Raw genomic sequence first — 12,299 nt, 5'->3', positions numbered from 1 at the left:
CGCCCGACATCCGTCAACGGCACCGCGTTGGGAAAACCCTTCCCCCGGCTCTTCAGGAGCAAGGGGTTGCCCCAACCGCAGCTGGGCACGGCAGGCGCACATCTCAACAGTAGGCCGCAGAAGGCTTCCACGGGCAGCGGTCGTAGACGGTTGCCCGAATGGGTCCTGGCCACCCGTATGCATCTGGTATGCGCCGAACGGGTGGCCTTCAACCGCTACTCCTCTGTTGGAAGCGCCACTTCGGTAGCCGCCTCCGGCCCTTGTGCGAGCAGGACGTTGAAGCCGTCCTCGTTCAGGACGGGCACCTTGAGCTGCATCGCCTTGTCGAACTTCGAACCAGGATTGTCACCCACAACGACGAAAGACGTCTTCTTCGAAACAGAACCGGTCACTTTCGCTCCCCGGCTCTGCAGTTCCTCCTTGGCGCCGTCCCGCGTGAAGTGTTCGAGCGTGCCGGTGACGACGACGGTGAGCCCTTCGAGCGGACGCGGACCCTCGTCCTCGCCGGCCCCCTCGTCCTCCGTACGGACACCGGCCGCACGCCACTTGCGGAGGATCTCCTGGTGCCAGTCCACCGCGAACCACTCCTTGAGCGAGGCCGCGATGATCGGACCGACCCCGTCCGTGGTCGCCAACTCCTCCTCGGAGGCCTGCTCGATGCGCTCGATCGAGCGGAATTCACGGGCCAGTGCCTCGGCGGCGACCGGACCGACGTGCCGGATCGACAGACCGGTGAGGATCCGGGCCAGCGGACGGTCCTTGGCGGCGGCGATGTTGGCGAGCATCGCGACCGCGTTCTTCCTGGGCTCGCCCTCCTGGTTGGCGAAGACGGTGGCGATCTTCTCCTCGCCCGTCTTCGGGTCCCGCTTGGGCAGCCCGCTGTCCTGGTCCAGGACGTACGCCTTGATGGGCAGCAACTGCTCGATGGTGAGGTCGAAGAGGTCGCCCTCGTCGACGAGCGGCGGATCGGCCGGCTCCAGCGGCTTGGTGAGCGCGGCTGCGGCGACGTACCCGAAGTTCTCGATGTCGAGGCACTTGCGCCCGCCGAGATAGAACAGCCGCTCTCTCAACTGGGCCGGGCACGACTGCCCGTTGGGGCAGCGCAGGTCGACGTCGGCTTCCTTCATGGGCCGCAGCGGAGTACCGCACTCGGGGCACTCGGCCGGCATCACGAACTCCCGCTCGCTGCCGTCGCGCAGGTCGGCGACCGGCCCGAGGATCTCGGGGATGACGTCACCGGCCTTGCGCAGCACCACCGTGTCGCCGATGAGCACGCCCTTGGCCTTGACGACGTCCTGATTGTGGAGCGTCGCGAACTCGACCTCCGAACCGGCGACCGTGACCGGCTCGACCTGGGCGTACGGCGTGACCCGGCCCGTACGTCCCACGCCCACGCGGATGTTGATGAGCTTGGTGTTGACCTCCTCGGGCGCGTACTTCCAGGCGATCGCCCAGCGCGGTGCGCGTGAGGTGGAGCCGAGCCGTCCCTGGAGGGGGATCTCGTCGAGCTTGACGACGACTCCGTCGATCTCGTGCTCCACGGAGTGGCGGTTCTCCCCGTAGAACGCGATGAACTCCCGTACGCCGTCGAGGTCGTCGACCACCTTGGCGTACTGCGTCGTCGGCAGGCCCCAACCGTGCAGCAGCTCGTAGGCCCCGGAGAGCCGGCTGAGGGCCTCGAAGCCCTCCAGGGCGCCGATGCCGTGGACGACCATGTGCAGCGGGCGGGTGGCGGTGACGCGCGGGTCCTTCTGGCGCAGTGAACCGGCCGCCGCGTTGCGCGGGTTGGCGAAGGGCTTGTCGCCTGCCTCGACCAGGCGGGCGTTGAGCTCCTCGAACTTGTCCATCGGGAAGTAGACCTCGCCGCGGATCTCGACGAGGTCCGGGACGCGGTCGCCGGTCAGCCGGTCCGGGATCTCCGCGATCGTACGGACGTTGGGCGTGATGTCCTCGCCCGTGCGGCCGTCGCCGCGGGTCGCCGCGCGCGTGAGACGGCCGTGCTCGTACGTGAGGTTGACGGCGAGGCCGTCGACCTTGAGCTCGCAGAGGAAGTGGTAGTCGGAGGTGCCGACGTCCTTGTGGACGCGCTCGGCCCAGGCCGCCAGCTCCAGGTCGTCGAAGGCGTTGTCCAGGGAGAGCATCCGGGAGCGGTGCTCGACCGACGTGAAGTCCGTCTCGTAGGCCCCCGCGACCTTCTGGGTCGGCGAGTCGGGCGTACGCAGCTCGGGGTACTCCTCCTCCAGTGCTTCGAGTGAGCGCAGGAGCTTGTCGAACTCCGCGTCGCTGACGACCGGAGCGTCGTTCACGTAGTACCGGAAGCGGTGCTCCTCGATCTGCTCAGCGAGCTGCGCGTGCTGCTCCCGTGCCTCCGCGGGCACCGTCGTCTCCGCTTGCTTGTCGCCGGCCACCGTGTTGTCCTCCCGTTACTCAGGGTTGTCCGCGAGGGATCTCGCCGCCCGGACGCAGTGGGCGAGAGCCTGGCGCGCGTACTGCGGGGAAGCCCCCGCGAGTCCGCACGCCGGGGTGACCGTGACCGCCTCCGGGAGAAGTCCCGGTTGCAGCCCCAGCCTGCGCCACAGCGTTCTGACACCCATGACGCTACCGGCAGGGTCTGACAACGGGCCGTCCGTGCCCGGCACGACACCGACGAAGAGGCGGGTACCGCCTTCCACCGCCTCGCCGATCGTGTCGTCGTCACGCTCGGTGAGGAGGGAGAAGTCGAAGGAGACCGCGTCCGCGCCCGCCCGGCGCAGCAGGGCGAACGGGACGTCCGGTGCGCACGAGTGGACCACGACCGGGCCGTCCGCGTGAACCCCGACGACGTCCCGGAGGGTGGCCTCGACCACCTGGCGGTCCACGGCCCGGTGGGTGCGGTAGCCGCTGGCGGTCTTCACCTGGCCGCGCAGTACGGCGACGAGGGACGGCTCGTCGAGCTGGAGGACGAGTTGGGCTCCGGGGATGCGCCGCCGGACCTCGTCGAGGTGGAGGCGGAGCCCCTCGGCTAGCGAACCGGCGAGGTCGCGGCAGGCGCCGGTGTCGGAGAGGGACACCTCGCCGTTCCTCAACTCCAGGTTGGCGGCGAGGGTCCAGGGGCCGACGGCCTGTACCTTCAGCGGGCCCTCGTATCCCTGTGTGAACTCCTCCAGCGCGTCGAGGTCCTCACCGAGCCACGACCATGCCCGCCTGGTGTCCCGCCCGGGCCGGTCACCGATCCGCCACCCGCTGGGCTCCACGCGCGCGTACAGCTCGACGAGCATCCCGGCGGTCCGCCCGATCATGTCCGCGCCGGGGCCCCGGGCGGGCAGCTCGGGGAGGAACGGAAAGTGCTCGAATGACCCGGTCGCGGTCTTGGCGGCCTCGCGGGCGTCACCGCCGGGCAGGGAACCCACGCCGGTGGCGGGGCCGAAGCTGAACTGGCTGTTGTTGCTCACCCCCGAAGCGTACGTAACCCCCAGGCCACGGCTTCAACGCATGCGGATCCCGTGCCGCTCCAGGAAGGCGACCAGCCGCTCCGGGGCCGCGACCTCCAGGTTGTTCCGGAAACGGCCCCGCTCCCAAGCGACGTCCGTCGCCCCGTGCACGCTGCCACTCCCGATGAACTCGGCGTCCATATCGAGCAGGGCGACGGTCACGCTGCCGTGGCAACGGCAGATGTCGTCCGCGAACTCGCCGGTCGTGGTGAGGGAGCGCAGCTCCGCGAGGTCTTCGGGGTCGAACACCTCACCGAGGATCCCGCGCTTGGCGAGCGGTCCGCCGCCGTCACCGCCTGCGAGGATGACCGCGGCCTGGGTGCGCCCCCACGCCTCGTCGAGCCATTCCCGGACCTCGGCACCGCTCGCCCTCCTCCACCGCGCCGGCTCGGTCACCTTCCCGGCCTGACCGTCACATCGTTGATCTCCGCGTCCCTCGGCAGGTCCACGGCCGTCAGGATCGTCGTCGCCACCGACTCGGGGTCGATCCACTTCGACGCGTCGTACTCCTTGCCCTCCTGCTGGTGGACCTTGGCCTGCATCGGGCTGGCCGTGCGGCCGGGGTAGACCGAGGTGACGCGGATGCCGTTGGGGTGTTCCTCCTGGCGGAGGGAGTCGGCCAGGGCCTTGAGGCCGTGTTTCGACGCCGCGTACGCGGACCAATCGGCGTGGGCGTGGAGGCCTGCGCCCGAGTTGACGAACACCACGTGGCCCTGGGCGACCCGGAGTTGGGGCAGGAAGTGGCGGGTCAGCTCGGCGGGGGCGATGAGGTTGACGTTGAGCTGGTGGCGCCAGGACTTGGGGGTCAGCTCGCCGACCGGGCCGAGGTCGACCACGCCCGCGATGTGCAGCAGCGTGTCCACGCGGTCCGGCAGGCTCTGGTGTGAGAAGGCCCAGGAGAGCTTGTCCGGGTCCGCCAGGTCGCCCACCAGCGTCTTCGCACCGGGGAACTCCCCCGCCAGTTCCTTCGCGCGGCCCGCGTCGCGCGCGTGGAGGACGAGTTCGTCCCCGCGCGCGTGGAGGCGACGGGCGACGGCGGCGCCGATGCCGGAACCGGCTCCGGTGATCACATGTGTAGCCATGCCCGCCATGCTCGCATCACCGGGTTCCCCGCGACTCCTCCAGGTACGCCGGCGCCCCCACCGGCTCCTCCGCGAAGAACACCAGGTCGGTCCGGGGGAGGGGCAGGAAGCCCTCGTCCTCCGTCCGGCGGAACTGAGTCTTCAGACCGTCGTAGAAGCCCCCGACCTCGCGGTCACACGGATCTTCGACTGGGCGTGCGGCAACTGCTCCCAGTCATCCATGAGACGGGCCGACAGGCCGTGTTCGGCGGCCAGGGAGACGAGCGTTGACGTGCGGTAGTAGAAGTCCTCGTGCAGCACCTGGTGCTCCCTGCTCTCCGTCCGGTCGAAGGTGAAGTCGAAGAAGCCGCCCGGTGCGAGAACGCGGCCGACGTGTGCGAAGCATTCCTCGATGACGGGCAGCGGCGAGTGCGAGAACACGCTGTGCGCGTGGACGACGTCGAAGTGCGCGTGGGGCAGGAAGTCGAGGGTGAGGTCGGCGACCAGCGTCAGATGGGGCAGCTTCGCCTGGAGCCCTTCCTGTACGAGGACGTCCTTGGCGGCGACCAGGATGTCCGGCGAGATGTCGACCCCGTAGTAGTGACCGGGTTCCAGATGGTCGATGAACAGGCGCCCCGCGCGCAGGTTGCCGCAGCCGATCTCCAGCATCCTGTGGTGGGGCTTCAGCCCGTGCCGGACCAAGTAGTCGAACTGCATCCCCCCGATCTCCGCCCACCGCGCGGGCGACGGGTTGTGGCCCACCGCGGCCTCGGCACCGCGCGCGACGTTGGAGGCCATGACGGCCCGGTAGTACGCGATGTGGTCCCGATGTCTGAGCCGCAGCCAGGCGTCCCGGGCGGCCCGGCGTACATGCGCGGGCACCCGTTCCGGGTGGTTCAGGACGTACTTGGCCTGGTGGGCGAGGCTCTTCCGGTTGGCGGACACTGGCGCGGCTCGCATCGGGCCTCCTTCGGTGAGGAACGGGGAAGAACACGGCATCAGCGTGCGCTGTACTTCCACAGACGGCTACCCGAGGAGGCGCCACCGTGACCGAAGGCCACCGCATCACCATCGAGCAGGGCACCGAGCACATACGCGTCGTCCACGGCGACCACGTCCTGGCGGAGACCGACCGCGGGCTCGTCCTGAAGGAGACGGGCTGTCCCGTGCGGTACTACATCCCGGCCGAGGACGTACGCCTCGACCTGCTGACGCCCTCCGAGACACACACGTACTGCCCCTTCAAGGGCACCGCGTCCTACTGGTCCCTGCCGGACGCGGCGGATCTCGTCTGGGCGTACCCCGACCCGAAGCCGGAGGTGGCGGAGATCAAAGACCACCTTTGCTTCTACGAAGCAGAAGTGTCGTGATCGGTTGACTCGCCGCTCGCCTCACCGATGATTTCCGTACCCTGCGGCAGTCTCCACAGGTATGGACAAGAAGATCCTTTCGCGCGACGGCACCCCGATCGCGTACGAACGCACAGGGCAGGGCCCGGCGGTCATCCTCGTGAGCGGCGCGATGTCCACGGGCGGCACGGTGGCGCCCCTGGCCGGGCCGCTCTCGGACCGCTTCAGCGTCATCTGGTACGACCGCCGGGGCCGCGGCGAGAGCGGTGACACGGCCCCGTACGCGGTGGCTCGGGAGGTCGAGGACATCGCCGCGCTCATCGACGTGGCGGGCGGCGGCGCAGCGCTCTACGGCATCTCGTCGGGCGGTGCGCTGGCGCTGGAGGCGGCGGCGAGCGGGCTGCCGGTCGGCCGGGTCGCCGTGTACGAGACGCCGTTCGCCGACTTCGGGGGCGGGGCGAAGGAGCGCGCCGAGTACACCGAGCGGCTCACCGAAGCCCTCGCGCAGGGGCGGCGCGGGGACGCCGTCGAGCTGTTCCTCTCCCTCACCGGCATGGCCCCGGAGATGATCGCGGGCGCCCGCCAGTCCCCCATGTGGGCCGGCATGGAGGCGATCGCGCCGAGCCTCGCCTACGACACCGCCGTGATGGGTGACGGCCTGGTGCCCCGGGACCGGCTGGCCTCGGTCCCCGTCCCCGTCCTGGCGGTCGCCGGCGGCGCGAGTCCCCAGTGGCTGCGAGAGGCGGTGCGAGCGGTCGCGGAGACGGTACCCAAGGGCAAGTACAGGACGCTCGCCAGTCAGACCCACATGGTGGACCCGACCGTTCTGGCGCCGGTGCTGGCGGAGTTCTTCGCGCAGTGAAGCGTGCGGCGAAAGCAACGCTGGTGCCAACTGATTGCCGTGTCAGGGCCGCAGTCACACCTGCCTCAGCCTTTCAGCGGGGGCGCCCACCGTCTGAGTGGAATCGCAGAGCAGCCAAGGCATTGGCTTCCGCCCGCGCATCGCCACCACGCCCATCGCCCTACCGAGCCCTCCCACGCCACAGTTGTGGTTCCTCTTCTGCGAACCACTTCTCCCGCCGGTCGACGTCCGACAGGACGAGCCGCATCTCCCGGCACAACGGGTGGCTTGCCGGGCAACGGAAGCTCGGCGATCGCCTGCTGGACGGTTGTGCTCACCGGCCATTCCTGCCACCCGGTACCGACAGTGCCGGACTGGGCTCAGTCGGTGTCACCCGGCTCGTAGCGCAGGAAGTCGCCGTGCCGCTCGGCCGCGAGTTCCACCAGCAGGTTCTCGTAGGCGGCGCCCAGCATGTCCGGGAACTCAAAGTCCTCGTTGCGCAGCCGGTAGAGGCTGAAGTGGCGGATGAGCGCGCGGAGTTCGGCGTTGGTGAAGCGCCACACCTACGCCCGGAGCCTTACGCCACCCCGGCGGTCGCCCGCACCGTAGACGCGATCGTCGCCGAGCCCACCACGCGCGTGTCGTCGTACAGGACGATCGCCTGGCCCGGTGCCACACCGCGGACGGGCTCGGTGAAGGTGACCTCCAGGGAGCCGTCGATCAGTTCGGCGGATACCTCGGTCTCGCCGCCGTGGGCGCGGAGCTGGGCCGTGTAGGTGCCGGGGCCGGACGGGGCCGTGCCGCACCAGCGGGGCTTGATGGCGATCAGGGCGGTGACGTCCAGGGCGGCCACCGGGCCGACCGTCACCGTGTTGTCCACCGGCGAGATGTCGAGGACGTAGCGCGGCTTGCCGTCGGCGGCCGGGGTGCCGATGCGCAGGCCCTTGCGCTGGCCGATGGTGAAGCCGTACGCGCCCTCGTGCGTGCCGACCTTGGTGCCGGACTCGTCGACGATGTCGCCCTCCGCCTTGCCCAGGCGGCCCGCGAGGAAGCCCTGGGTGTCGCCGTCGGCGATGAAGCAGATGTCGTGCGAGTCGGGCTTCTTGGCGACCGCGAGGCCGCGGCGCTCGGCCTCCGCGCGGATCTCGTCCTTCGTCGTCAGCGTGTCGCCGAGCGGGAACAGCGCGTGCGCGAGCTGCTTCTCGTCCAGGACGCCGAGGACGTACGACTGGTCCTTCGCCATGTCGGACGCGCGGTGCAGTTCGCGCGTGCCGTCGCCGTGCTCCACGATCTTCGCGTAGTGGCCGGTGCACACGGCGTCGAAGCCCAGCGCCAGCGCCTTGTCCAGCAGGGCGGCGAACTTGATCTTCTCGTTGCAGCGCAGGCACGGGTTCGGGGTGCGGCCGGCCTCGTACTCGGCGACGAAGTCCTCCACCACGTCCTCGCGGAAGCGGTCGGCGAGGTCCCACACGTAGAACGGGATGCCGATGACGTCCGCGGCGCGGCGGGCGTCGCGGGAGTCCTCGATCGTGCAACAGCCCCGCGCGCCCGTGCGGAACGATTGCGGGTTCGCGGAGAGCGCGAGATGCACGCCCGTCACGTCATGGCCTGCTTCCGCCGCGCGGGCGGCGGCTACGGCGGAGTCCACGCCGCCGGACATGGCGGCCAGTACGCGGAGGGGGCGCTGCGAGGAGGTGTGAGTCATAACTCTTCAAGAGTACGGGGCGCCGGGAACCGGAGCCCGCGAGTATCCGTTCTCGATCACATGGGGGAACGAAAGGCAGAGCGGAAGGCTCCGAAGGACGGCGACCGGCGTCTCGGGCGGCGCGCCCTGCTCGTCGGCGGTGCGGCCGCGTTGGCGGGCTCGGCGGTGCTGGCGCGGGACGAGCTGGGGCGGCTGTGGTGGCGGGTGCCCGGCGTGGCGAAGCCGCGCAAGGAGGGCGAGGTCGACTTCGCGGGTGCGAAGTGGGTGACGGCGTCCTCGGCGAACTGGCGGATGGCGGACCGGCCCGACGACTACGGCATAGACCGCGTGATCATCCACGTCACGCAGGGCAGTTTCGACAGTGCGGTGAAGGTCTTCCAGGACCCGGGGCACGGGGCCGCGGCGCACTACATCGTGGGCAAGGACGGGCACATCACGCAGATGATCCGCGAGCTGGACGTGGCGTACCACGCGGGCAACCGCGGCTACAACGAGCGGAGCGTCGGCATCGAGCACGAGGGCTTCGTGGACCGGCCACAGGACTTCACGGACGCGATGTACGCCGCCTCCGCGCGGCTGACGGCCCGGATCTGCGCGCGGTACGGCATACCCGTCGACCGGGAGCACATCATCGGGCACGTGGAGGTGCCGGGCACCGATCACACGGATCCGGGGCCGGGTTGGGAGTGGGACCGGTATCTGCGGCTTGTACGGGAGACCACCCAGGCCGTGTGATGCAGGTCACGTAAGCGCATTCTCCTGAAGGTTTCATTAAAGCCACCCGCCCGATGTGTCCCCCACCCTGATCTTGACCTGCGGCCTACCAACTTGGCTTTTCTTCAGGGGAGTTGACGTACGCAGTTACACAAGGTGTTTGCACAGTCTCCCTGGCTCCCTCCTATTTTCGCCTCAGTCCTTACATAGCCCTTAGGCCAAAGCTCCGTGGCCATGACACACACCACAGATCCCGCCTCGGGCGAGGAGCAGCAGCGCAGGGGCGCCCACGCCAGACGCGATCAGAGCGGCAAGCCCGAGCACACGAAGATCACCGGGAGCCGGAGCGGCAAGGGCCTGCACCGGCGCAAGTTCCTCGGCGGAATGGCCGGGGTCGGGCTGGCCGCGGTTGGAGCTGCCGGCGCGACTTTCTCCCTCCTCACCGACGGCAACACCAACAAGGCGGCCGCCGCCGACGGCACCCTGAACATCCCGGACCTGCTGGAAGGCACCACGACCGACGGCACCACCACCTTCACCCTGGCGACCCAGACCGGCACGACCGAGGTGATCAGCGGCGTCTCCAGCACCACGTCCGGCTACAACCAGTCGTTCCTCGGCCCGACCATGAAGTGGACCAACGGCGACACGGTCCTGCTGAACATCACCAACAACCTCGACGAAGAGACCACCGTCCACTTCCACGGCGCACACGTCCCGCCCGCGATGGACGGCGGCCCGCAGAACGCCTTCGCCGCCGCGGCGTCCTGGGCGCCCACCTTCACCGTCCTGGACGAGGCCAAGACCCTCTGGTACCACCCGCACGCCTTGGGCACCACGGCAAAGCAGGCGGTCCACGGCCTGGCCGGCATGATCATCGTCGAGGACGACACGGACACCTCGGCCGCTCTGCCCAGCGAGTACGGCGTCGACGACATCCCGCTGATCTTCCAGTGCCTCGCCGTCGACAGCGCCGGCGACATCAAGTACGACCAGGCCGGCTACCTCACCAGCGGCCTCAGCTTCCCGGTCCTGGTGAACGGCACCAACGTCGACGACACCACCCTCGGCTTCAGCGCCACCAAGACCCGCAACCGGTTCCGGGCGCTCAACGCCTCGCCGGCGGACATCATCACCATCCAGCGCAGCGACGGCGGCACCCTGACCCAGATCGCCACCGAGCAGGGCTACCTGACGGAAGCGACCGAGGTGACCACCATCCGGCTGGTGGCCGGTTCCCGCGCCGAGTTCGTCATGGATGTCACCGAGGACGTCACTCTCCAGGTCGTCATCACGACCGGCTGGATCCGCGGTGGCTCCGGCACCTACGACTTCCTCACCGTCAGCGCGGGCGGCACCGACACACCGGACGACCTGCCGAGCACCCTCAACACGATCGACCGGTACGACACCACCGACTTCACGGCCCGCACGATCACGCTCAGCAACACGGGCGCGACCATGAAGATCAACGGGACGGCCGGACTCACCATGGAAAGCATGGCGATGATCAGCACCACGCTGGGCGCCAAGGAGATCTGGACGATCACCAACGCCAGTCAGCTGGAACACTCGTTCCATCTGCACGACGTGCCGTACCAGCTCATCTCGATCAACGGGGAGGATCCCACGGGGGTCGACCTCGGCTGGCGCGACACCTATGAAGTCGTCGGTGGCGGCGAGATCGTGATCGCGATGGAGTTCACCGACTTCGCCGACGACACGTACATGTACATGCTCCACTGCCATCTGCTCCAGCACGAGGACGAGGGAATGATGGCCTCCCTCATGGTGACGGAAAGCTAGAACCTGGCCGTCGCCCCTTGGGACGGCTGCCGCCGGCAGTGGAAGTGCCGGCGGCAGCCTGCTGAGGGGGCTGGCGCTAGCAGGAGCCCTTGAACACATCGACCTGTCCCTCGGTACTGTTCGCCACCGCCAGGTCGCGTACGCCGTCGCCGTCCAGGTCGGCCGCCGTCGCATCGTAGGCGCCGGTGGCCGACAGCTTGGTGAGCAGGGCGAGTTGACCGCTCGCGGCGCCCTGGAAGAGCGTGACGGAGTTGCCTCGCAGGGAGGACACCATGACGTCCGTGATGCCGTCGCCGTCCAGGTCGGCGGCGCCTACGGCGACGGGCAGCGCGGAGGTGGCGTACGTGGTGGCCGCGCCGAAGGTCCCGTCGCCGTTGCCGAGCAGCACGTCCAGGGCGTTGGCCCCGTTGCTCACCGTGGCCAGGTCGAGGATGCCGTCGCCGTCGAAGTCGCCCTCCGCAAGGGAGTAGAGGCGGGAGGTCGCCGCGTACTGGGTCGAGGCGCCGAGCCCGCCCGTGCCATCGCCGAACAGGACACTGATCCCGGCGCTCCCGACGCTGGCCGTGGCGACATCCAACGCACCGTCGCCGTCGAAGTCGCCGATGACGACGCCGTGCGGCTGGCTTCCCGTGGCGGTCTGGCCCTGGTCGTCGAAGGTGCCGTCGCCGTTGCCCAGCAGCACGCGCACCGCGCTCGGGCCCTGCTCGGCGACGACGAGGTCGGACGTACCGTCGCCGTCGAGGTCGCCGGTGGCCAGGGCGCGCGGCGAGGCACCGACGTCCAGGGCGGACGCAGCGCCGAAGGTGCCGTCGCCCTCGTTGAGCAGCACGCTGACCTGAGCCCCACCGAAGTCGGCGACCGCGAGATCTGGACTGTCATCGCCGTCGAAGTCGGCGACCACGGTCTGGTAGGGGCGGGTCCCGACCGCGTAGGTGGTGCCCGCGGCGAACGTCCCGTCGCCGTTGCCGAGCAGCACGGTCACCGAGTCGGCGTCGAGGTTGGCGGCGACCACGTCCTGCGTGCCGTCGTCGTTCAGGTCGGCGGTGACGACGTGACGGGTGTTGGTGCCGGCCGTCGCCGAGGTGGCCGGCGGGGTGTACGCCGGGGCGCAGGAAACGCTCGCGGCGGCGGCTGGTGAAGCGGTCAGGGTGCCGAGCACGGCCAGAACGGCACAGCCGGCCAGGACGATCCGAGGCATCTGCATCGCAGGAAAGTAGCCCGACACATCACCTACTGTCGACACCTTGGACGCACATTGACAGCTGAGCCATATAATGGCCTTGAGTGTCGACAGTTGACTGAAACGCTCGGACCTACGGCACTCAGACCTACGGCACTCAGCCCTACGGCAAT

At 69.4% G+C, this 12,299-nt stretch carries 12 protein-coding genes and 1 pseudogene; 4 read left to right on the top strand and 9 right to left on the bottom strand.

Annotated elements, in window-relative coordinates:
* Positions 1-215: 215 nt before the first annotated feature.
* The 6 genes and pseudogenes from ligA to AC5DRG_RS36865 all read right to left on the bottom strand — a co-directional run bounded on the left by ligA (position 216) and on the right by AC5DRG_RS36865 (position 5,491).
* Positions 216-2,408 carry an NAD-dependent DNA ligase LigA gene (gene ligA, locus AC5DRG_RS36890; RefSeq protein WP_491804012.1) on the bottom strand — a complete coding sequence of 731 codons (2,193 nt, stop codon included), beginning with the start codon at positions 2,406-2,408 and terminating at the stop codon, positions 216-218.
* Positions 2,409-2,423: 15 nt separating this feature from the next.
* Positions 2,424-3,431: a methionine synthase gene (locus tag AC5DRG_RS36885; protein WP_491804011.1), complete on the bottom strand. Its 1,008-nt coding sequence runs from the start codon at positions 3,429-3,431 to the stop codon at positions 2,424-2,426.
* Positions 3,432-3,464: 33 nt separating this feature from the next.
* Positions 3,465-3,866 (bottom strand): hypothetical protein, encoded by a 402-nt coding sequence (locus AC5DRG_RS36880; protein ID WP_491804010.1) that lies wholly within the window; start codon positions 3,864-3,866, stop codon positions 3,465-3,467.
* Positions 3,863-4,561, bottom strand: a complete 699-nt coding sequence (locus AC5DRG_RS36875) for an SDR family oxidoreductase (RefSeq protein WP_491804009.1) — start codon at positions 4,559-4,561, stop codon at positions 3,863-3,865. Before AC5DRG_RS36875 ends, AC5DRG_RS36880 begins: the two co-directional genes overlap by 4 nt.
* A 7-nt stretch (positions 4,562-4,568) precedes the next feature.
* A pseudogene (locus tag AC5DRG_RS36870) lies at positions 4,569-4,712 on the bottom strand (LOG family protein); the annotation flags it as partial.
* Positions 4,694-5,491 (bottom strand): class I SAM-dependent DNA methyltransferase, encoded by a 798-nt coding sequence (locus tag AC5DRG_RS36865; protein ID WP_491804008.1) that lies wholly within the window; start codon positions 5,489-5,491, stop codon positions 4,694-4,696. The gene AC5DRG_RS36865 and the pseudogene AC5DRG_RS36870, both read right to left, overlap by 19 nt.
* An 86-nt stretch (positions 5,492-5,577) precedes the next feature.
* On the opposite strand from AC5DRG_RS36865, the gene AC5DRG_RS36860 reads away from it, so the two are divergent.
* Complete coding sequence (locus AC5DRG_RS36860) at positions 5,578-5,901, top strand: DUF427 domain-containing protein (protein WP_491804007.1); 324 nt, start codon at positions 5,578-5,580, stop codon at positions 5,899-5,901.
* 61 nt (positions 5,902-5,962) lie between these two features.
* Positions 5,963-6,742 (top strand): alpha/beta fold hydrolase, encoded by a 780-nt coding sequence (locus AC5DRG_RS36855; RefSeq protein WP_491804006.1) that lies wholly within the window; start codon positions 5,963-5,965, stop codon positions 6,740-6,742.
* Between the two features lie 359 nt (positions 6,743-7,101).
* Here the strand turns inward: AC5DRG_RS36855 and AC5DRG_RS36850 are convergent, their stop codons facing one another.
* Both AC5DRG_RS36850 and mnmA read right to left on the bottom strand, forming a co-directional pair.
* Positions 7,102-7,284, bottom strand: coding sequence for a hypothetical protein (locus AC5DRG_RS36850; RefSeq protein WP_491804005.1), 183 nt, complete (start codon positions 7,282-7,284; stop codon positions 7,102-7,104).
* A gap of 14 nt (positions 7,285-7,298) precedes the next feature.
* A complete protein-coding gene (gene mnmA, locus AC5DRG_RS36845) occupies positions 7,299-8,426 on the bottom strand; it encodes a tRNA 2-thiouridine(34) synthase MnmA (RefSeq protein WP_491804004.1) in 1,128 nt (375 codons plus the stop codon).
* Between the two features lie 60 nt (positions 8,427-8,486).
* Here mnmA and AC5DRG_RS36840 point away from each other — a divergent pair, with 60 nt between their 5' ends.
* Positions 8,487-9,161 carry an N-acetylmuramoyl-L-alanine amidase gene (locus tag AC5DRG_RS36840; protein WP_491804003.1) on the top strand — a complete coding sequence of 225 codons (675 nt, stop codon included), beginning with the start codon at positions 8,487-8,489 and terminating at the stop codon, positions 9,159-9,161.
* A 213-nt stretch (positions 9,162-9,374) separates the two neighbouring features.
* Positions 9,375-10,946, top strand: a complete 1,572-nt coding sequence (locus tag AC5DRG_RS36835) for a multicopper oxidase family protein (protein WP_491804001.1) — start codon at positions 9,375-9,377, stop codon at positions 10,944-10,946.
* 76 nt (positions 10,947-11,022) lie between these two features.
* On the opposite strand, the gene AC5DRG_RS36830 is transcribed toward AC5DRG_RS36835, so the two are convergent.
* Positions 11,023-12,150, bottom strand: coding sequence for an FG-GAP repeat domain-containing protein (locus AC5DRG_RS36830; protein WP_491804000.1), 1,128 nt, complete (start codon positions 12,148-12,150; stop codon positions 11,023-11,025).
* Positions 12,151-12,299: the final 149 nt, after the last annotated feature.

It is taken from the genome of Streptomyces sp. JLBG701 (assembly GCF_058544905.1).
This window is presented reverse-complemented; position numbering and strand designations above follow the sequence as displayed.